The organism is Sorangium sp. So ce145 (assembly GCF_051525985.1).
GTDB lineage: Bacteria > Myxococcota_A > Polyangia > Polyangiales > Polyangiaceae > Sorangium > Sorangium cellulosum_B.
On sequence record NZ_CP150315.1, the window covers coordinates 12,025,821 to 12,046,427 of the forward strand.

Here is a 20,607-nt window from a genome sequence, read left to right on the forward strand (position 1 = left end):
GGGGGGTATGACGATGGATGTTTTGGCGACACGAGATAACGAGACGCGGGCATTTTCGCTGGAGGAGAGATCCTTTTCCCGAGGCGAGCTGCCGTGCGGCACGCGGGCGGGTGAGTACACCGTTGTGTCGCCTATCGCCCGGGGCGGATGCGGGGCCGTGTACGAGGCCATTCACCTCCGGACCGGCGAGCGCGTGGCGATGAAGGTGCTCCACGGGACGCTCGCCGCGTCGCCGAAGATGGTGAAGCGCTTCCTGCGCGAGATCGAGGTGGTGCGGCTGCTCAACCACCCCGGGATCGTCGAGATTCATGACGCCGGCGAGCTCGCGGACGGCCGGCCATTTTATATGATGGAGCACCTCGACGGGGTGACGCTCGACGTGCTCCTCCGGCAGGAGGGGCGGCTCTCGCCGGAGCAGGCGCTCGAGCTGCTCGAGCCGGTCTGCTCGGCGCTCGACGCGGCGCACGCGGCCGGGATCATCCATCGCGACGTGAAGGGCAGCAACATCTTCGTCTCGCGGGGCGCCCCGCGGGCGATCAAGCTCCTCGATTTCGGGATCGCCAAGCTGATGGAGCCGGACGAGGGGGCGAGCGGCTTCACCACGGCGGGCAGGGCGCCTGGCACCCTCACGATCATGGCGCCCGAGCAGATCCTCGGCGGCGTCCTCGACGCGCGCGTGGACGTGTATGCGCTCGGCGTCCTCTTGCACAGGCTCCTCACGGGCAAGCTCCCGTTCTACTCGCCGGACGCGACCGAGCTGCTCCGGCAGCACCTGGAGGAGCCCGCGCCGCGCCCGAGCCGGCGGACCCCGCTGCCGCCCGCGCTCGACGCGGTGGTGCTGCGCTGCATGGAGAAGCAGCCGGAGCACCGCTATCCTTCGGTGAAGAGCTTCCTCCACACGCTGCGCGAGGCGGTCGGCGAGCCGACGTCGGGGCGGAGCAGCATGCCGGAGCTCCAGACCGACGCGATCGCGATCTACCTCGATCTCCGGGTGCGCACCGACGCCGAGGATCTCGACGACGCGCTCGCCGAGGAGCTCGGCCTCGTGCTCGACCTCGCGGAGGAGCGCCTCCGCGACGCCGGGCTCACGCTGGTCTCCGTGACCGGCAGCGAGATCCTCGCCGTGCGCCTCCTCTCCAGCGAGCTGCGGGAGTCGCTGCTCGAGCGCGCGGCGGTGATCGAGATCGCCGCCTCGCTCCACGAGGAGATCGCGCTGAGGAGCGGCCCGGACACGCGCGTGCACACGAACCTGTGCCTGCACGCCGGGCAGGTCGTGGTGCGCTCGGCGAACCACCCGGAGATCATCGGCGGCGACCTGGCCCGGGTCGGGGCGTGGGCGCCCGTCGACGCGGTGCACGCGCTCTGCGCGACGGAGGCGGCGGTCCGCGGGATCGGCGGACTCGAGCTCTCCGCGGGGCCGCCCGGGCTCCTGCTGATCGGCGAGCTCTCCGGGCACTGCTCCTCGCCGGCGCCGACGCTGCGGTGCCGCGCGCTCTGACGCGGCCAGCGTCGGCCCTTCAGCGACGCGCGCCGCGCCCCCGCGACGCGCGATGTCAGGTCGGCGACGGGCGCGCGCTCGGCGTGGACCCCCTGGCCGACTCGGGAGCTCCCGGAGTCGATATGACGACGTAAAAACGAGCGAGGGGCGATTGCCGCTCGATGATAGGTGCCATTATAAGGGCCGCCCGCGGGTCGCTCGGCCTCGCGCCAGCGCCTCGCCGCTCCGGAAAGCTCTCATGTCCATGCGCCTTCAGCAAGCACTCCAGACCCTCCTCGATTCCGCCCCTCTCCTTCGCGACGCGTCGAGCAGCGGTAACGTCCGTGTGCTCGCCTCGCTCCTCGGGCCCGCCTTCCGCGGCTTCGTCCAGCGGCGGGGCAAGGGCGTGGTCTCGACCGATATCTCGGTTGGATACGAGGCCAGCTTTAACTGGAGTTACGGGCGGGACGACCCCGACATGGCGAGGCTCTACCACCTCGCCAAGACGTCCCAGTGGGACGCTGCGACAGACCTCGACTGGTCGCGGAGCGTCGACTGGCTCGACCCGGCAATGCCGCTCTTGCCCGACGGCTGGATGCCGCCGTCCAAGCTGCCCGCCTGGGGCAGGCTCTCCGAGCGGGAGCGCGCGACGCAGCGCCACGGGCTGCTCTCCTGGATGCTGAGCCAGTTCCTGCACGGCGAGCAGGGCGCCTTGTTCGCGGCGTCGCAGATCACGGAGTGCGTGCCGTCGCTCGACGCGAAGCTCTACGGGAGCACGCAGGTCGCCGACGAGGGGCGCCACGTCGAGGTGTTCCACGCCTACCTGACGCAGAAGCTGGAGAAGCTCTACGAGATCAACGACAACCTCTATGTCGTCATCGACGCGATCATGAGCGACGGCCGGTGGGACATGAAGTTCCTCGGCATGCAGATCATGATCGAGGGCCTGGCGCTCGGCGCGTTCGGCTCGATTCGACAGGTGACGAGCGAGCCGCTCCTCAAGGACGTCCTCCGGTCGGTGATCACCGACGAGGCGCGCCACGTCCACTACGGGGTGCTCGCGCTGAGCAGGTTCTACCGCGAGGGCATCGACGAGCGGGCGCGGAGGGAGCGTGAGGACTGGGCGTTCGACCTGTCGGTGCTCCTGCGCAACCGCTTCCTGGCGCACGAGTTCTATGACGAGTTCTACGCTCACCGCATGACGCGCTGCGCGTGGGACGAGCTCATGCTCCAGAGCGACCTGATGGGGTTCTTCCGCCGGACGATGTTCAGGCGGATCGTGCCGAACCTGAAGCGGATCGGCCTTTTGTCCGCGCGGATGCGGCCGCGCTACGCCTCGCTCGGCCTGCTCGAGTACGAGCACGGGCGGGCGGCCAGCGAGCTGACGGCCAAGGAGCTGCTCGACGACGCGTGAGGCGAGGGCGGCCGAGGGCGGCCAGGGGCGAGAGAAGCGGACGCCCGCGCCGGCCCCGGGGAGAGATCAGCAGGTGGACCGGGCGCAGGCCGAGAGCTCGACGCCGCACCGCTTCTGGATGCAGGCGAAGTCGCCGTTGCAGACGGCGAGCGACCTGAAGGCGCACGAGAGGGCCTGATCGGCGAAAAACTGAGCGTTGGGGCAGCCCCGCGAGACGCAGCTGGAGACGCACGCGACGCTGAACTCCGGCGGCATCCGCTCGCTGTCGATGCACCGGGCGGCGCAGGTGACCACCTCCTGGCAGTCCACGGGCTCGCACGCGCCGCAGTCCTGGGGGCAGATGCCGCAGGTCTCGAAGCTCTCGCAGACGCCGTTCGAGCACACCGAGCACACGCCGCAGTCGCGCCGGCAGGACGCGCACGTCTCCGTCCCCGAGCAGATGCCGTCGCCGCACGTGGCGCAGGCGCCGCAGTCGTCCGGGCAAGAGAAGCAGCTCTCGATCCCGCCGTTGCACACGCCGTTGCCGCAGGCCTCGCAGACGCCGCAGTCGGGGGCGCACGAGCGGCAGTCCTCCCGCGGCGAGCAGACGCCGTCGCCGCAGCCCTGGCAGACGCCGCAGTCGCCCGCGCACGTCGCGCACGTCTCGGCGCCGCTGCACACGCCGTCGCCGCAGTTCGGACACACCCCGCAGTCGCCCGGGCACGTCGAGCACGACTCGCTCGCCGGATCGCAGGCGGCGTCGCCGCAGCGCGGACAGAGGCCGCAGTCCTCGGCGCAGCTGCTGCAGTCCTCGGCGCCATTGCAGGCGCCGTCGCCGCACCCCCCGCACGGGCCGCAGTCGATCGCGCAGATCGAGCACGTCTCCGTCCCCGAGCAGACGCCGTCGCCGCACCCCTGGCCCTGGCACGGGCCGCAGTCGGGGGCGCAGGAGCGGCAGTCCTCGGCGCCGTTGCAGGCGCCGTCGCCGCATGCCGGGGGCTCGGCGCCGGACGAGCTGTCGTACTCCCACGTCTCGGTGCGGCCGCAGCCCGCCCCGAGCGAGGCCCCCGCGAGGGCGACGAGCGCAGACCAGGCGAAGGCGCGCGTGGAGAGGAAGCCAGGGCGATGCCGCCCGGACCGCAGCAGGAAGCTCAGCCGGCTTGTGGTACCCATACGATCAGCCCCGGGGACACGAGAGGTCGGGTTGTCAGAAGGAGCGGGACCGGCTCGCGGGCTGCAGCGGCACCGCGATGAGCCGTCCACGGGAACGCGCGCGGACGGAACATACATGGAGACGCCCCGCGGGTGGCGCGAAAGCACGGGCGCGCCGGCGCCGGCGCCGGCGCCGCGGGCCGGGAGCGCATGCCGGACGGGGGGTACAAAATAAAAGAGGGCGGCGCCTCCGGAGAGGCGTCGCCCAAAGCGCTCCGCGGTGCGCGCTTCACCCAGGAAGCGACGTGCCGCGCAGAGAGCTCACTTGGGGGCGTCGGCCGGCGCCGCCGCCGGGTCAGCCGCGGGGGCCGCCGCCGGGTCGGCCGCGGGGGCCGCCGCCGGGTCAGCCGCCGGAGCCGCCGCCGGGTCAGCCGCCGGAGCCGCGCCCGGGTCGGTCGGGGCCGGGGCGCTGCCGCCGCAGGCGACGACGAGGGACGAGACGGCGGCGAGCGCAAGAACGAGCTTCTTCATGGAATCCTCCGAAAAAGAGGGCGGTCAGGCCACCCTCACAACCAACAGGCGTGTGAACCGCACGCAAATCCGGCGGCCACCACCCAGACGCCGGGGGGAGCCAGAACGGCTCACAGTTTTTTCGATGAGCCGCTCGGGCCCGACCAGGCGTCTAGAAAAGTGTGGGAACTTCGGGGCGCTCCTGATGCCGCTCTGGACAGGAGCCCGGGGCGCGGCGCTCCGCCCGGGCCGACGCTCCGCCTCCCGCGAGGGCATCGCGATCACCGTCAGCTGTACATTTCCAGTCATGTCCCCTGGTACGAACGCATGGCTCTGAGACCTCAGCGAGGGCGCTTGCGCCTTGTCGAACCGGCTGCCCCGGCTGCCCCGGCTGCGGAGGCCCAGGAGGACATGGGCGACGCCGGGCCCGCGTTCGCTCCGGAGGAGCGCGGCCGCGGCGACGGCCGGTTCGGGGGGGCGCGCGCGCAGGACCGGCGGTCCGCCGCCGCGACCGGGCCGGCCGAGCGCGGAACGGGCCTCGCGGAGCTGCCGGACGCGCAGCTCGTGATGCTCGGCGCCCGCGGGGACGTGGGCGCGCTCGAGCAGCTCTACCGGCGGCACGTCGCCTTCGCCATCCACCTCGCGACGCGCATCGAGGGCTCGGCGCGCGACGTGGAGGACATCGTCCACGACGCGTTCCTCCGCGCCTACGAGCGCCTCGACGATCTCGTGGATCCCGCCGCGTTCCGCGCCTGGCTCGGGTCGATCATCGTCCACAAGGTCCGCTCGCGGATGCGGCGCGCGCGGCTGCTCGGCGTGCTCGGGATGGGCAAATCGAGCGAGCCGGTCGATCTCGACGCCCTGGCGAGCCCGGCCGCGTCGCCCCACGCGCGCGCGCAGATCGCGCAGATCTACGCCCTGCTCCAGACGTTGCCGGCGGACGACCGGATCGCGTGGATCCTCCGCTCGGTGGAGGGGCACGATCTCGAGACGGTCGCGCAGATGACGGACTGCTCGCTCGCGACCGTCAAGCGGCGGATTTCGCGGGCGCAACACTTCCTCGACGGTCATTTTGTAGATTCAACCAGCAGCGAGGCCTCATCATGAGCCGGCGAGGGCTACCCCGGATCGCCCCGGCAGATCTGCGCGACCACGCGACCGAGGAGCGGATCGCGCGCGTCTGGGACCGCATCGAGCACGACCTCGGGGCGCGCGAGCGCTCGTCGCCGCGGCGCGCGGGCATGGCCGCGATGCTCGCGGCGGCGACGTTCGCGGCGTTCGGCGGCGGCCTGTGGCTCGGCAAGGCGATCTGGAGCGACGAGCGCGCGGCGCCCGCGCCCACCGCCGTGGCGCCGGCCGACGACGCGCCGTCGTTTGTCGACGTGTTCGCCGCGGGCTCGCAGGGGCGCACCTTCCAGCTGCCGGGCGGCGGCAGGATCTCGCTGACGGCGGGCACGACCGTCGAGGTCGAGCAGGCGGACGGCGGCGCGCTGACGCTGCGGCTCGTGCAGGGCGAGGCGTGGCTCGACACCGTGAGCGGGACGCGCACGGCGGCGCTCGCGATCGTCGCCGGCGAGGCCCGCCTCGCGGCGGCGGCGGGCAGCGTGCTGCGCGTGAAGCACAACGTCGACGCGATCGACGTCAACGTCGCGGACGGCTCGGTCAAGCTCACGTCGCCGGCCGGCTCGCGGGAGCTCGGGCGCGGCGACGCCGAGGAGGGCGTGCCGATCCGGCAGCGGATCGCGGTCGTGGCGCCGCCGGAGCCCCGGCGCGCCCGCGCCTCGTCGCTGCCGCGCTCGAGCGCGGAGGTGGCGCCGATCGAGCCGCCGGTGGCCGCCGCGCCGGCCGCCTCCGCCGCCGCGCCGGACTGGCGCGCGCGGTACAACGCGGGCAACGTCGCCGAGGCGCTGCAGAGCCTGCAGCAGCAGAGCGGCGGCATCGACGGCGCCATCGCCTCCGCGAAGACGGCGAGGGAGCTGATGGACCTCAGCGACCTCTTGCGCGGGAAGGGCGGCGATCGCGCCGCGGCGATGCGCGCGTTCGCGCGCGTGGTCGAGGGCTTCCCGAGCGACGCGAACGCGCCGATCGCGGCCTACAAGCTCGGCGACATGCACGCGAGCATGGGCGAGCAGGCGCTGGCGGCGAGGTACTACGAGCAGGCGCGCTCGCTGTCGCCCGAGGGCAACCTCGCGGAGGACTCGTTCTGCAAGCGCATCCGCGCCGAGGTGGTCGCCGGCCACAAGGAAGAGGCCTCTCAGATGGCCAAGGAGTACGTGGCCAAGTACCCGGACGGCCGGTGCGAGGACGTCCAGCGGATCGTCTCCGGCGAGTCCGGTGAAGAGGCGGCCGAGCAAGAGGAGCACGCGGTCCCGCCGCCCCAGCCTCCGCCGGCCCCGGACGCGAGCCCGACCCCGTAGCGCGGGGGGCGCCCGTCCACGTCGATCGCGCTCCGCCGAGCGCGGCGGACACGCTTGACATCCCCCAGCGGTTCTGCGCTTGCTTGCTCGCCGCGCCGGAGAACCGCTCAGGATGACCACCGCCGTCCGCACCAGCTCTCTACCCGCTCGCAACGACGTTCAATCGCTCCCGTCGTGGAAGTTGGTGTTGCCCCGGGGCGGCTATGTGTCCTCGATGGAGGCGTTCACCACGGCGATGGGCGTCCCTGGCTTCGTGCTGCTCGATCTGGGCACGCTGGCCGGCGGCAAGGACGCGCACCGCCTCCTCGGGCTGCGGTACCTCATCGCGAACGGCGAGGTGTGGAGGACGCACTTCGGCTGGCAGCGCCCCCTGGAAGCGGCGCTGCGCAGGGCGCTCCTCGACGAGGAGCGGGTGCTGGAGCTCCTCGCGGCGGCGGAGGGCCTGCTCGCGCGGATCCGGGACACGCGCGCGGCGATCACGGCCGCGGATCGCGACGGGTTCGCTCGCTACCTGGAGGGCGGGCTGCTCCGGGCGCTGAAGCGCCGTGAATTCGACGACGAGCGGTTCCTCAAGTTCCTGATCCTGGAGCAGGACGAGCCCTCGCTCCGCGACCAGGCGGCGGAGCTGCTGCGCTCCAGGGCCGGCGACCTCCTGCGGGAGGACGCGCAGGTGCTGGATCTCCTGTACGCCGCCGTGCATCGCCTGGACAGCTACCCCGCCACGACGGTGAGCGCGGGCCAGCTCAAGTACGTCCTCGTGGCGGACAAGGGCGAGATGGGCGTGCGGGCGACGCGGGAGGCGATCGCGCTCGGCAAGATCCCCGTGGTCCTCTACAGCCTGCAGGACGACGCGAACGCGCTGCAGCTGCGGATCGCGCGGGAGGGCGGCGGGTTCGGGGTGGGGCTCGAGGGGAGCTTCCGCGAGAGCTACGCGAACTTCACCCAGATCGCGGACAAGGTGAGGGCCGAGTTCGAGCGGCGCTTCGGCGACGGCTGGCAGGACGAGCTGTCGCGCGCGGGGCTCTATCCCGGGTACGGCCCGCTGGCGGAGAACGCCGCGGCCATCCGGCACTTCCGCCAGAAGAACATCGTCTTCGTCGGCCCGATGCAGGACGTGGTGGAGAGCGCCGGCGACAAGCGCAAATTCCGCCTGATGGCCCAGGATTTCGACCCGACCGCGGTGACGCCGGGCATCGTCATCGACAGCGACGATCCGGGCGAGATCCAGCGGATCGTCCTGGAGGCCCATGCGGCTGGGCGCTTCACGTTCCCGGGGCGGCTGAAGGCCGCCAACGGCGGCGGCGGCCGCGGGCAGGCCGTCATCCCGACCGTGGAGCAGGTGCCTCAGGCCATCCAGAAGGTCCTTGGCGAGATCAAGGCGTACAACTGGCAGCCGGGCGTGATGTTCGAGCAGAACATCCCGGAGACGATCCACCTGGAGGTGCAGGTGCTGCGGGATCGTTACGGCAACGCGCGGCACTTCGGCATGCGCGACTGCAGCGAGCAGCGCGCGAGCCAGAAGATCCAGGAGGAGGCGCCGCCGGCCCTGCTCCGGCGGTACCCGGGCCTGGAAGAGCGCATCTGCGGGCTCGCCGTGCAGATCGCGGACCGCGTGGGCTACGTGGGCGCGGGCACCGTCGAGCTGATGTTCAAGGAAGGGAAGTTCTACTTCCTGGAGATGAACACGCGGATCCAGGTGGAGCACCCCGTCAGCGAGGAGAGCTACGCCATCAAGCGGAAGCGCAGCCGCGTCCCCGTGAACCTCGTCGCGTGGCAGATGCGCATCGCGGACGGGCAACCCATCGATTTCGAGCAGGACCACGTGGTGCAGACCCACTGTAGCCGCGAGTTCCGCATCAACGCGGAGAGCTGGAATCCCGATCTCAGGGACTCGCGGGACGGCGGCAAAGGGCTGTTCTTGCCCAACGCGGGTATCTTCGATCGCATCGCGCTCCCCGACACCGACCCGATCCGCGAGGCGCTCGAGGAGAAGGGCCTCACCGACCTGAAGGTCCGCTTCGACTGCGGCTTCGAGGCGGGGGACGTCCTCGTGAACAAGGACCCCACGTTCGGCAAGCTCATCGTCTCCGTGAGCTGCAAGGACCCGGACAGGGCCTATGAGCTCCTGCGGCTCGCGTCCCTCGAGGTGCTGAAGAAGATGAAGATCGAGGGGCGGCAGGTGCGGCCCGACGGGACGCCCATCCAGGGCTCGCCCTTCAAGACGAACCTCCAGGATCACGTGCGCATCCTGAGGATGCCGCTGTTCAAGCGCCATTCGAGCGACGACGACACCGGACGTCACGTCAACTGGCTCGTGGCCGCGTTCCGCCAGGAGGCGTGAGCCGGGGAGACCGCGCGCTCCGGGGATGGGCGGCGCGGGGCCGCTTGGCCGCCCGGACTGGAGGGGTGCTGCTTACGGGTCGATGGGCATGGTGCGGGGCAGCCCGATCGTGTTGCCCTCGGTTCTGGACGTGTTGAACAGCAGCAGAGACTTGTCGAACCGGTCGCTGGCCTGTTTCGCCGAGTCGCAGAAAGGGATCTCTTTTTCACACATAGGTGACCGATCTGGCCAGCGTGGGTGATGCATGCATAGCGCCCCTTCCGCGGTCCACGCCGCCTCGAACTCGAAGCCCGGAGCCTGCGGCGGATACGCTTCTTCTGCGCCCGCCACAGTCGCACTGTCCCAGAACCCGATCGTCGTGCTGTCGCGCGTCCACGTGCCACCGGTGCCGCAGTAATCGGCGCGCGCCATCCGGGTGCACGCCTCGTGGACGCGCATCTCCGAGACATCGACCGCTCGGATGCCCGCGTGCCCGTAGCCCCAATCGTCGCATTTGGCCGCGGCGGACGTCACGCAGGCGAACGTGAAGGCGTCGAGGTCGTGTTCGAGGTTCCCGTGCTCGTTCCAGACGCCGGGGAGCGCGATCGCCAGATGGCCACGGGTCCGGTCCTCCGGGTTGCGACACGCCGGGAACGAGGCGCCGCTCCGTGGATCGATGAGCATCACGCGGTACTTGTCAAGCCGATAGGCGCGCTCGAAATGGCTCGCGCCGGGGAGCACCTCCGTGATGACGGCGGTCACAGGGAGAGTCCCCGCGCCGCCGGCGCAGCGGACGCTCGCCTGGAAACGCGCTCCTTTCCACTCCACAGCGCCGCTGCTGCTGACGAGCCTGCCCTGATGGACCTGGACATCGGGGATGTGCGCCCCAGCCGCGTCGGCTGCGCTGCTCAGGGAAAAGCTCCTGGGCACCTCCATGGCCTCGCAATCGCCGCCGTCCATGATGCCATGGAGCGTCCTCCCTTGCTGTCCCCAGCGATTTCTCAGCTCGTCGGCGGACAGGATATCATTGAACTCCATGCACGACACGCACGCCTTGAGCGACGGCGGCACGATCGTCACATCCAGCTCCACGTCGATCTCGACGACCTGCGCCTCGCTCGCCGGCGATCCGGCCTCGTCGACGAGGGAGAGCTCATCGGCCGGCTCCTCGCCAACGCACGCCGCGCCCAGCAGGATGGCCGCGCCCCGCAGTGCGACGACCGCGGCGCGCCCCGCCCGCCGCAACTGCGACGCGCCGCCCGCTGCGCCGCACACGCCGGCCCGCCGTGTCTCCACCCTGGATCCCGTGAAAAGCGTCATCTTGAAGCCTGCCTCTCGTTTGCTCATCCGGCGCTCGCGCCTCGCCTCACGCGCGGGCCCGCGCCGCGCACCGTGTCTGGCAATCGGCGTGCCGCCCCAGCCGCCTCGCCGGCGGCGCGCTCGCGGCAGGTCGAGCAAACCTTGCTCTCCGGGCACACGCTCCAGCACGCAAGTACTGCCGAGCAAGCAAGGGTGGCTCAGCGTCCAGGACCTGAGCCCGCCGGAGCCGGAGGCGTCGCGCAGAGCCGTAGTCCGATGAGCGGGTTGCGGAGCGTCGGCTCGGCCACCTCGCGGTTGCTGCTCGCGCTCGACGCCGCGTCCTGATACCAGCTGCCGCCGCGGAGCACAGGCGCGCCGTCGCGCCCGGCAGATACCGTCCACTCCCACACGTTGCCCGCGAGATCCTGGACGCCAAAGGGGCTGTCGGAGGCCGGGTGCGCGCCCACCTCGTCGGGCCCGAAGCCGAGCGGCTCGCGCCCGTAGGTCACGTCGTGGTTGGCGTCGTCGGGCTCCAGCCGGTCTCCGCCGGGATAGACCCGGTCGTCGGCGCCGCGGGCGGCGCGCTCCCATTCGAGCTCCGTGCACAGCCGCGCGCCGGGCACACGCCCGGTGCCGGCCAGCCAGGCCACATAGGCCAGCGCGTCCTCGAACGAGACAGCGGCGACGGGGAAGAGGCGCCAGTCCTGGACGGCGCGCCGCGCTCGCCCGGGGTAGCGGAGCAGCTCGCCCTCGCGCGCGCGGTACTCCTGCGCCGTGGGCCGCATCGAGAGCTCGAAGCCGCCGCCCTCCGCCTGGCGCAGCTCCAGCGCGTGCCAGTCCTTCTGCGCCGCGGGCGTGCGCCGCGCGCGCTCCTCCGGCGGCAGCGCGCGCAGGTACGCCATCCAGTCGGCCAGCGTGACCTCGCGCCGCGCGATGAGGTAAGCGCCCGTCTCGGCCGCGTGGAGCGGCTGGCAGTTGAGCATGCGCCGCAGCTCTCCCTCCTCCATCCCGAAGAGGAAGCGCCCGGGAGGCACGTAGACGAAGCCCTCGGGGACGGCGCCCGCGTCCGGAAGCGCGACGTCGACGCGCTCGACCTGGGCCCGCTCGAGCACGAGGGGCAGCGTGACCGGCGCGCGCCCCGGCGCCGTGAAGGAGAGCGCGAACGATCCGCGCTCGATCTCGAGGCCCTCGAGGGGCGTCCTGCCGAGCGCGCGCGGAGCCGACAGGACGCGGCGTCCGCCCGCCACCTCGAACCGCCGCAGCGTCACCTCGGCGCCGGCCGGCGCGGTGCCCACGGCGAGCCGCGCCGGCGCGCCCCAGCGGCGCCGGCGCTCGCCCCCGTCGTCGTAGGCGGCGAGCCGGCTGATGAGCTCGTCGCGCTGCTCGAAGCGCCGCTCGCGCTCCGAGAGCGCGGCGCGCTCGACCAGGGCGTCGCCGAGGAGCGCGCGCACGTCGGCCCGGCCCGCGTCGCCGAGGCGGAGCGCGACCTCGAGCTCCTGCGACGCGCGCGCGTAGGCGCGATCGGCCTCCGCGGCGGCGGCGCGCGCGCTCTGCCACGTCGACTCGCCGCCCGCTGTGTCCTCTCCGGCGAACCGGGCGCGCGCGTCCTGTCCGAGGGCGCTCGACCGCTCCGACCCGGCCCGCGCCTCGGCCAGCGCGAGCGACGCCTGGCCGACGTGCGCGTCGACCCGCCGGTCGAGCGCCCGCGCGGCGCTCAGGCGCGCGGCGACCACGGCCGCGCCGACGAGCAGAGGAACGCCGAGCGCCGCCGCCCAGCGCGCCGCCGTGCGCCGGCGCGCCATGCGGCGAGACGCCGACAGGAACGCCCGCTCCCGCGGCCCGAGCGCCTCGTCCGCGACGCCGCGCAGCTCGCGGAGCTGCCGGTCTCCCCAGAGCGCGTCGGCGGGGCGGCCGAGCCGCTCCCACTCGGCGGCCGCGCGCTCGATCCGGTGGACCACCGCGCGGCGCTCCGCGTCGCCGCTGAGCCAGCCGTGCAGCGTGTCCCAGCCCCGGATCAGCGCCTCGTGCGCGATCTCGTAGGCGCTCTGCGCCCCGGCCTCCGCCTCGCGGGCGACGAGCAGCCGCCCTCGCACGAGCGCGTCGAGCGCCGCCCGCGCGGCCGTCCTCGCCCCGGGCCCGCGCGCCGCGGTGGCGAGCTCGGGCCCGAGCAACTCGGCGTCGGTCCGGTGCGCGCGCGTGCCCTCCGGGCTCACGAGCGCGAGCAGGATCCTCCGCGCGGCCGCGCGCTGCTCGGGGGAGAGCGCGCGGAGGACGCCGTCGGCGTGGCGCGCGAGCGCGCCCGTGACGCCGCCGAGCGCCGCGAGCGCCGCCGCAGGGATCTCGCGGCGCGCCTCGTCGCGGGCGTCCCAGAGCTCGGCGAGGGTGAACTGGAGGAGCGCGAGGCCGCCGTCCGCGCGCGCGGCCTCCGCGACCAGCGCCTCCACCACGCCTGCGGCGAAGCGGAACCCCTTCGCCGCGGCAGGGCCGACGATCGCGTCCCGCAGCCGCTCGGGGGAGAGCGGGCGCAGGAGGTAGAGCGCCGGCGACAGCTCGTCGCCGAGGCCCGGCAGCGCGCCGAGGCGACCGAGGAAATCGCTGCGCGCCGTCGCGAGCACGCGCACGCCGCCGCCCCAGCGCAGCAGCCCGGCGAGGATCTCGGCCGCGAGGGCCGCCTCGGGGGCGCTCGCGAGCGCGCAGAGCTCCTCGAGCTGGTCGAGGAAGAGCAGCACCGGGGTCCCGCGCCGGCGGAGCTCCCGGCCGAGGGCCGCCGGCTCCGCGCGCAGCCGCTCGGCGAGCTCGCGCTCGCCTTCGCCCGCGAGCGGGCCGAGCGCCGCCGCGAGCGCCTCGACGGGGCGCGGGCCGAGCTGCGCCGAGGCGATCGCCCACGCGCCGCCCTCGCCGAGCGCGCCCTCCGCGACGGCGGGGAGCACGCCGGCGCGGCAGAGCGACGACTTGCCCGCGCCGGAGTCGCCCGTGACCAGGACGAACGGCTGCGCCCGCAGCCGGTCGAGGATCGACCGGACCTCCGCGTCGCGGCCGAAGAAGAGCCCGCGGTGCTCCGCCTCGAAGGCGAGCAGCCCGCGGTAGGGGTTGCCCTCCGGCGCGGCTGCCTCGGCGCGGCGGGCGACGAGCTGCTCGAGCGCCTCCCGGAGATCGTCGCCGGAGCCGAAGCGCCGCGCGGGATCGCGCTCGAGGCAGCGATCGATGACGGCGGCGAACCGCGGATCGAGATCCGGCGCGAGCCGCGCGATCGGCTGCGGCGCGACCTCCTGCGCCAGGCGAGGCAGGTCGGCCAGCGCGGCGCCGTGGTGGGGCGCCCTCCCGGCGCAGAGCTCGTAGAGGAGCACGCCGAGGGCATAGACGTCCGCGCGCGGGCTCGGGGGCTCATCGCGCCACACCTCGGGCGCCATGTACAGCGGCGTGCCGACGACATCCTCGCCGCCGCAGCGGGCGACCCCGGCGCGCGCGGCGCCCGGCGCGCGAGGGACCGTCGTCTCCGCGGCCGGGGGGCGCGCGGCCCCGGGCTCCTCGGACACGGTCGCGCCGCCGTCGCCGGCGCGGGGGCCCTCCGCCGGCAGCGACGTGGTGGCGTCCACCGCGCCGGGGCGCGCGCGTCCCGGCGCGTGCGATCTCGTCGTCTCCAGAAGATCGCCGGTCGTCGCTCCCGTGTCCCCGCCGCTCCCGGCGGCGGCGCCGCTGTCCACGGCCATGGCGTCGCGGTCCGCGGCCCGCGCATCGAGGAGCGCCGCCGCTTCGCCCGCCTCGGGCAGGAGCTTCGCCAGGCCGAAATCGAGCAGCTTCACCTCGCCCTCGTCCGAGATGATCGCGTTCGCCGGCTTGATGTCGCGGTGGAGCACCCCGCTCCGGTGCGCGGCGGCGAGGCCCCGCGCGAGCGCGACGCCGATGGCGAGCGCCTCCTGCCAGCGGACGGGCTTGTCGAGCCGGTCCAGGCTCCGGCCGCGCACGTACTCGGAGACGAGGAACGGCCGCTGTCGCACCTCGCCCACGCGGTGCACGGCCACCACGTTCGGGTGCGAGAGCCGCGCGATCGCCCGGGCCTCGGCGAAGAAGCGCTCGCGGGCCGCGTCGGACGGGGACTCGGTCGCGATGAACTTGATGGCGACGCGCCGCGCCAGCAGCCGGTCCTCGGCGAGGTAGACGCGACCCATCGCGCCGCGCCCGAGGGGGCTCACGATCCGGTACTCCTCGAACTCCTCGGGGGGATCCCACGCTTCGCGCTCGGCTGGCCCTCTCGCGCTCACGGCTGCGCCGTCGCGCCGCGAGGCGGGGGGACTCCGGACCCGAGCTCCGCCGCGAAGCTGTGGGGCGGCGCGCTCACGATCTCGGCTTCGCCCCTCGCTGCGAGAGGCCGTATTGCTTCACCTTGAACACGAAGGTGCGGACCGGCATGCCGATGAGCTCCGCCGCGCGGGTCTGCACGCCGCCCGTGGCCTCGAGCGCCTCCGCCATGCGCCGGCGCTCGAGCTGCCGCAGCTCCTCGGCGATGGGCGTGAAGCGCCGGAGCTCGGCCGCAGGCGGCGGCGCGCTGCCCGGCGGCGCCGCCGCCCCGGGAGAGGGCTGCTCCTCGGCGGCCCGCCCAGCCGTGCGCGAGGGGAGATCCCAGACCTCGACCCGGTCGCCCTGCATCGTCGCGGCCGCGAACTCCATGGCGTTCTTCAGCTCCCGGACGTTGCCCGGCCACGCGTGGGCGGCGAGCAGGCGGAGCACCGCGTCGGAGAGCTCGGCCGGCGGCGCGCCGAGCCGCTCGCGCGCCTCCGCCAGGAACGCGCGCGCAAGGATGGGGACCTCGCGGGGCCGCTGCCGGAGCGGCGGCAGGTCGACCGTGGCGGCGCCGAGGCGGAAGAGCAGGTCCTGCCGGAAGCGCCCCGCCTTGCACTCGGCCTCGAGGTCGCGGTTGGTCGCGGCGACGACGCGGATGTCGACCTCGCGCTCGCGCACGTCGCCGAGGCGCGTGATGCGCTTCGCCTCGAGCGCCCGCAGGAGCTTCGCCTGGGCGCCGAGGGGGAGCTCGCCGACCTCGTCGAGGAAGACGGTGCCGCCGCTGGCGCGCTCGAGGAGCCCCGGCTTCGCGGCGGCCGCGCCGGAGAAGGCCCCCTTCTCGTGGCCGAACAGCTCGCTCTCGACGAGGGCCTCGGGCAAGGTGGCGCAGTTGAGCGGGACGAACGGCCCGCCGCCCCGCCGCGACCAGTGGTGGACGGCGGCGGCGGCGTTCTCCTTGCCGGCGCCCGTCTCGCCGAGCACGAGGACGGGCAGGTCGCTCTGGGCGAGCCGCCGGATGAGATCGTAGAGCCGGATCATCGCGGGATCCGCGAGGAGCAGCGTCTGCTCCCCGAGCCGGTGCCGCACCGTGGCGGCCGCCGCGGAGGCGACGCCGCCCGGGGTCGCGGCCTCGGCGGCCGCCCGGGCGATGGAGAGCAGCGTGTCGGCGTCGCAGCCGTCCGCAGGGAGGCAGGCGACGCCCGCGCGCAGCGCCGGCGCGACCGGGGCGAGCGCCGCCACGAGGTCGGTCGCGGCGGCGAGCGCGGCGTCGCCGGTGAGCTCCGGAAAGACCGCGGCGAGCTGCGCGGCGCCGCCCAGGCCGACCGTGTCCATGAGCCGCACGGAGGCGATGGCCCGCTGGCCCGCCTCGGGCCGCGCGCCGTCGCCGAGCAGGACGGCGATCACGGCGAGCGGAGAGCCGTAGTCGGCGGCGCGCTCGATCTCCTCCTCGAGCCGCTGGCGCAGCTGCGCGGCGTCCGCCAGCCGCCGGCTCACCCGCGCCTCGCAGCGCAGGATCAGCGCGATCTCGCCGAGCGTGATCACGTCCCCGGAGCGGAGCGCCCGCGCCCCCTCGATCCGCTCGCCGTTCACGCGCACGCCGTTGTGGCTCTCGAGATCGGCGACCCGCACCTCGCCGTCGGCCACCATCAGCCGCGCGTGACGCCGGGAGATCGCGCTGCTCTCGATGCGGAGATCGGCCTCTGCGGCGCGCCCGACGAGCACCGCGCCGCTCGCCGGCAGGGAGAAGCGCGACGAGGATCCGCCCTGGATCACGAGCAGGTGCGGGCGCGCTCCGGCCGGCGTCGCGGACGCGGCCGCGAAGGATTTCGTCTCCTCGGTCGGGTCGGGGGGCAGACGCATCGACGGGTCAGTATCGTCCCAGGCCGCACGCCGCACAACGCGCTCGGCTCTCCGGGTGGGGCGAGGCGCCGCCGCGGTTGCGCGCCGTGACCCGAGAGCCTCGCCCGCGAGATCACGATCCGGGAAGCGTGGGCCGCGAAGCACGGCGGGGCCGTGGAGGCTCCGCGGATCCCGGGGCTCCGGTATCCGAGCTCGGATGAGCTCGAGGCGCGCTGGGATCCGAGCGCGAGGAGATGGAGGCCAGTCTGATCCGAAAGGGCTGAAACACCGGGCCCGGGGGACCATCACACCGGCTGGGGTGGGGATCCCGGAGGCTCGGCGCGGGACGCGGCGTGACGAAAGCGCTAGCAGCGAAATATTACGAGCACGCGCGGCCGCTCTCGCTCGACGGGCGTGTCGCGGTGGAATCGTCCGGCCAGCGAGGCCTCGGCGACGTGGTCGCGGACCACAAGAAAGAGGCAATTCAGGTGGCAACGGGGTATGTGGCCAAGCACCCCGATGGCCCGTGCGACGATGCCCAGCGGATCATCTCCGGCGCGGAAGCCGGCGCAGCGGACGGGCCTCTGCCGCCTGCGCTCGGCGCGCTCCCCGCGCTGGGAGCCGCCTGCGCTCGCCCTCGCCGCATTCGTCCCCCTGCTGGGCGCTGCCCTCCCGGCCGCGGCCGCCGAGCCGCGCGCCGTCGTGGCGATCACCGGCCGCGCCGCCGCGCCCGTCGCGCCGCGGTTGCCCGAGGGGGCGGCGCCCATCGAGGTGCGCGTCGCCCTGTCGCGCGGCGCGTCGGAGGAGGTCTCGAGCGTCCGCGTGCGGCGCCTGCTCGAGATCGAGCTCCCGGACGGCGCGGCGCTGGCCGCCGAGCCGGTCGGCCCGCTCGGCGACCGCGTCGCGAGCGTGTGGGTCGACCGGCCCACCGCGGCGCGCCTCGAGATCCAGGTGCGCCTCGACGGCCGCGCCGTCGTGCGGCGGCAGATCGCCGTCTCCGGCCTCACCTCGGACGTGGCCGCGCGGCTCGTCGCGATCGCCGCCTCCGAGATGATCCTCGCCGAGATGCGCCGCGCGCGCGCCCCGCGGCGGCCGCCGTCGCCGCGGCGCCCAACGCAGGACGAGATCGAGCTCGCCTCGCGCGATCTCGACACCCTGTCCGTCTCGGCCGGCCCCTACGGGGCGATCGTCTCGGGCGGGCCGCGGGTGCTCGGCGGGGCCGGCCTCGCGCTCGGCCTGCGGCGCCTGCGGCTCACGGAGTCGCTGTTCGCCCGCCTGCTGGCCGCGCCGTCCGGCGGCGAGCCGCTGCGCTGGATCGAGGCGGGCTTCTCGGGCGACTACCGCTTCTGGCTGGCGGCCTCGTGGCGCCTCTCGATCGGCGCCAACGCCTCCGTCGCATCGCTCAGGCTGCCCGCCGCCGCCTCCGTCGATGGCATCGCGGGCGAGCGCGATACGTGGTCCGCACGCGCCGGCCTCGGGCTCGGCGTGGAGACCCGGCTGGGCGGCCCGGTGTGGCTCGGGCTCACGCTGGACCCGGGGATCGTGCTCCGGCCTGCGCCCTACGAGGGCGCTCGCGGGGAGGCGGGCGCCGTCGAGGGGGCCTGGCTGGGGGTCGGCCTCTCGCTCTCCACCGAGCGGCGCTCCGCGCCGCCGCGGTGAGGGTGTGGTGCGGTGAGGGTGCGGCGCGGTGAGGGTGCGGCGCCGCCCGCTGGCGCAGATCCGCGGTATCGTGATCGTTGATGGATGAAGAGATCCTCGAGCAGCTGCGTGAGCGCTACACGTCAGGGAATCTGATCGTCTTCGCTGGCGCCGGCGTCTCGGCGGCCGCGGGCATGCCCACCTGGAAGCAGCTCGCCGAGAAGCTGCGCGACCGCGCGCGGCGGCGGAGCGCGGACCCGGCGGTCATCGACGAGATCCAGCAGTACATCTCCTCGAACCAGCTCATCAACGCGCTCTCCGCCGCGAGGCTCGCGCTCGGGCCGCAGGACTTCAACTGGACCGTCGACAAGGAGCTCGACGACACCGGCCGCGACGTGCCGGAGCTGGCGCGGGCGATCGCCGCGCTCAAGCCGAAGCTCAAGGCCGTGCTCACCACGAACATCGACCGCTTCCTGGAGCGCGCGTTCCAGGGCGAGTGGCGCATGATCGATCGGCCGGCGGGCGACGTCGCCATGGACAGGTGCTTCATCCTGAAGCTGCACGGCACGCTGCGGGCGTGGGACACCTGGGTGTTCTCGCGCGACCAGTACGACCGGGCGATCTTCGGCTCGCCCCTGCTGCAGGACGCGTTCGGGGCCCTCTACCGCACGCACTCCATCCTGTTCGTGGGCTTCGGCCTCGCCGACGACAACATCGACCAGACGCTCGCCCGCGTGCGCGCTCTCTCCGGCGGGCAGCCGCCGATGCACTTCGCGCTGCTCCCGAAGGGGGTGCCGCCGTTCCGCCGCAGGTTGCTCGAGGAGTCGGGCGTCCGGCTCATCGTCTACGAGAACCAGGCGGGCGATCACGCGGAGGTCGCCCAGGTCCTCCTCGGCCTGGAGCCTGGCGCGGCGCCGCCGCCGCACGCCGCCGCGCCGCCGCCGGACGTCGCCGCGCCGCCGCGCGCCGCGCCGCGGGCCGCGCAGCCGTCGTCGCCCACGTTGCCGTCCTCGCCCGTGGCGCCACACGCGCCGGGCGCGACGACGGCGGCGCCGCGGCCGGTGCGCGTCTTCTTCTCCTACGCCTCGCGCGACGAGGAGCTCCTCGCGCGCCTCGAGGCGCACATGACCCCGCTCCGGCGGGAGGGGCTGATCGCGCCGTGGCACAGCGGGGAGATCGGCGCCGGCGAGGACACCGCGCGCGCGATCGGCGAGCAGCTCGAGGCCGCCGACCTCGTCCTCCTCCTGGTGAGCGCGAGCTACCTCGCGTCCGAGCAGGGCGACGCGCAGGTGGCGCGCGCGATGGATCGGCGCGCCGCGGGGCAGGCCGTGGTCGTGCCGATCCTGCTCCGCCCCTGCGACTGGGAGACGACGCGCTTCGCCGAGCTCCAGGCGGTGCCGCGGGACAAGAAGCCCGTGACCAGGTGGCCCGACGAGGACGAGGCGCTCCTCCAGGTGGTGCGGGAGATCCGCGCGGTCGTGACGAAGCTGCGCCCGTCGCTGAGGTGAATCTGCGCGCCCTCGCCCGAGCGGCGGCCCTGCCGCGCTCGGGCGGCGGCTCCGTGATGCGCGCGCATGGGCGCGCATGCGCGAGCGGCGGCACGGCCGGCGCCGGGCGTATTCCGTACTCTTCCGCCTCATCGGCCCGTGAAGGATCGCCGCTCCGCGTGATCGGCGCCGGGCAACCCGGCGCGCCCGGAGGGCTGTCTGGATTTTCTCGCGCTCTTCCGGGCCTCTGGCCTTGTCGCGCTGCGCGCGCCGCAGCGGGCGCGGATGCACATCGAGACGCGCATGCGGCTTGCTATGCCCGCTGGGCGCACAGTGCGAACGAGCGGAGAGGTGGCCATCGTGAGCCCATTGCACAGAGAACGGATGGTGACGGCGCGCGAGAGCAGCCAGTCCGAGGCGCGGTTCGCCGACGAAGAGATCCCGCCCGAGTCGGGCCGCCAGCCGGCCGTCTACACGGCGCGCGGCGGGCCCACCGGAGAGCCCTGGCCGGAGCGCGCGCCCGTGCTCACGCCGGAAGAGGCGCGCGAGCTCTCCGAGCGCTGGAGCGCGATCCAGGCGGGCTTCATCGAAGCGCCCCGCCTCTCGGTCGAGCAGGCCGACGCGCTCGTGAACGAGGTGATCCATCGGGTCGCGCAGAGCTTCCGGGAGGAGCGCGCCGCGCTGCAGCGCCTCGTCGACGGCGAGCCCGGGCGAGGGGAGGCGTCGACGGAGGAGCTCCGGCTCGCGCTGCGCAGGTACAGAACGCTGCTCGGGCGCCTGCTAGCGCTTTAGCG

The 20,607-nt window shown here is 74.0% G+C and carries 13 protein-coding genes; 8 read left to right on the plus strand and 5 right to left on the minus strand.

Features of this window, described 5'->3' with window-relative positions; all coding sequences use genetic code 11:
* Positions 1–13 precede the first annotated feature (13 nt).
* Both WMF34_RS44675 and WMF34_RS44680 read left to right on the plus strand, forming a co-directional pair.
* Positions 14–1,498 carry a serine/threonine protein kinase gene (locus tag WMF34_RS44675; RefSeq protein WP_437991632.1) on the plus strand — a complete coding sequence of 495 codons (1,485 nt, stop codon included), beginning with the start codon at positions 14–16 and terminating at the stop codon, positions 1,496–1,498.
* Between the two features lie 238 nt (positions 1,499–1,736).
* Complete coding sequence (locus WMF34_RS44680) at positions 1,737–2,891, plus strand: ferritin-like domain-containing protein (RefSeq protein ID WP_044967281.1); 1,155 nt, start codon at positions 1,737–1,739, stop codon at positions 2,889–2,891.
* A gap of 66 nt (positions 2,892–2,957) precedes the next feature.
* Here the strand turns inward: WMF34_RS44680 and WMF34_RS44685 are convergent, their stop codons facing one another.
* Both WMF34_RS44685 and WMF34_RS44690 read right to left on the minus strand, forming a co-directional pair.
* Positions 2,958–4,043: a hypothetical protein gene (locus WMF34_RS44685; RefSeq protein ID WP_437991633.1), complete on the minus strand. Its 1,086-nt coding sequence runs from the start codon at positions 4,041–4,043 to the stop codon at positions 2,958–2,960.
* Between the two features lie 300 nt (positions 4,044–4,343).
* A complete protein-coding gene (locus tag WMF34_RS44690) occupies positions 4,344–4,553 on the minus strand; it encodes a hypothetical protein (RefSeq protein WP_044967283.1) in 210 nt (69 codons plus the stop codon).
* Between the two features lie 333 nt (positions 4,554–4,886).
* On the opposite strand from WMF34_RS44690, the gene WMF34_RS44695 reads away from it, so the two are divergent.
* The 3 genes from WMF34_RS44695 to WMF34_RS44705 all read left to right on the plus strand — a co-directional run bounded on the left by WMF34_RS44695 (position 4,887) and on the right by WMF34_RS44705 (position 9,290).
* Positions 4,887–5,639, plus strand: a complete 753-nt coding sequence (locus WMF34_RS44695) for an RNA polymerase sigma factor (RefSeq protein ID WP_437991634.1) — start codon at positions 4,887–4,889, stop codon at positions 5,637–5,639.
* Positions 5,636–6,949, plus strand: a complete 1,314-nt coding sequence (locus WMF34_RS44700; RefSeq protein WP_437991635.1) for a FecR domain-containing protein — start codon at positions 5,636–5,638, stop codon at positions 6,947–6,949. Before WMF34_RS44695 ends, WMF34_RS44700 begins: the two co-directional genes overlap by 4 nt.
* Positions 6,950–7,163: 214 nt before the next feature.
* Complete coding sequence (locus WMF34_RS44705; RefSeq protein WP_231864576.1) at positions 7,164–9,290, plus strand: biotin carboxylase N-terminal domain-containing protein; 2,127 nt, start codon at positions 7,164–7,166, stop codon at positions 9,288–9,290.
* 72 nt (positions 9,291–9,362) lie between these two features.
* On the opposite strand, the gene WMF34_RS44710 is transcribed toward WMF34_RS44705, so the two are convergent.
* The 3 genes from WMF34_RS44710 to WMF34_RS44720 form a co-directional block, all read right to left on the minus strand.
* Entirely contained in the window at positions 9,363–10,727 is a 1,365-nt protein-coding gene (locus WMF34_RS44710) for an ADYC domain-containing protein (RefSeq protein ID WP_437991636.1), read from the minus strand.
* 59 nt (positions 10,728–10,786) lie between these two features.
* A complete protein-coding gene (locus WMF34_RS44715; RefSeq protein WP_437991637.1) occupies positions 10,787–14,830 on the minus strand; it encodes an nSTAND1 domain-containing NTPase in 4,044 nt (1,347 codons plus the stop codon).
* 73 nt (positions 14,831–14,903) lie between these two features.
* The gene (locus WMF34_RS44720) at positions 14,904–16,709 is read right to left on the minus strand and encodes a sigma 54-interacting transcriptional regulator (protein WP_437991638.1); all 1,806 of its coding nucleotides are present in this window, start codon (positions 16,707–16,709) and stop codon (positions 14,904–14,906) included.
* A 513-nt stretch (positions 16,710–17,222) separates the two neighbouring features.
* Between WMF34_RS44720 and WMF34_RS44725 the strand changes: the two genes are divergently transcribed.
* From WMF34_RS44725 to WMF34_RS44735, 3 genes are all read left to right on the plus strand, one after another.
* Entirely contained in the window at positions 17,223–18,347 is a 1,125-nt protein-coding gene (locus WMF34_RS44725; protein ID WP_437991639.1) for a hypothetical protein, read from the plus strand.
* Between the two features lie 80 nt (positions 18,348–18,427).
* Positions 18,428–19,834 (plus strand): SIR2 family protein, encoded by a 1,407-nt coding sequence (locus tag WMF34_RS44730; RefSeq protein WP_437991640.1) that lies wholly within the window; start codon positions 18,428–18,430, stop codon positions 19,832–19,834.
* Positions 19,835–20,173: 339 nt separating this feature from the next.
* Positions 20,174–20,605, plus strand: a complete 432-nt coding sequence (locus WMF34_RS44735) for a hypothetical protein (RefSeq protein ID WP_231864578.1) — start codon at positions 20,174–20,176, stop codon at positions 20,603–20,605.
* Positions 20,606–20,607: the final 2 nt, after the last annotated feature.

Coding starts and splice junctions, on each gene's coding strand:
- WMF34_RS44675 (WP_437991632.1), top strand. CDS start 14: ATGGATGTTTTGGCGACACGAGATAACGAGACGCGGGCATTTTCGCTG.
- WMF34_RS44680 (WP_044967281.1), top strand. CDS start 1,737: ATGTCCATGCGCCTTCAGCAAGCACTCCAGACCCTCCTCGATTCCGCC.
- WMF34_RS44685 (WP_437991633.1), bottom strand. CDS start 4,043: ATGGGTACCACAAGCCGGCTGAGCTTCCTGCTGCGGTCCGGGCGGCAT.
- WMF34_RS44690 (WP_044967283.1), bottom strand. CDS start 4,553: ATGAAGAAGCTCGTTCTTGCGCTCGCCGCCGTCTCGTCCCTCGTCGTC.
- WMF34_RS44700 (WP_437991635.1), top strand. CDS start 5,636: ATGAGCCGGCGAGGGCTACCCCGGATCGCCCCGGCAGATCTGCGCGAC.
- WMF34_RS44705 (WP_231864576.1), top strand. CDS start 7,164: ATGGAGGCGTTCACCACGGCGATGGGCGTCCCTGGCTTCGTGCTGCTC.
- WMF34_RS44720 (WP_437991638.1), bottom strand. CDS start 16,709: ATGCGTCTGCCCCCCGACCCGACCGAGGAGACGAAATCCTTCGCGGCC.
- WMF34_RS44725 (WP_437991639.1), top strand. CDS start 17,223: ATGCCCAGCGGATCATCTCCGGCGCGGAAGCCGGCGCAGCGGACGGGC.
- WMF34_RS44730 (WP_437991640.1), top strand. CDS start 18,428: ATGGATGAAGAGATCCTCGAGCAGCTGCGTGAGCGCTACACGTCAGGG.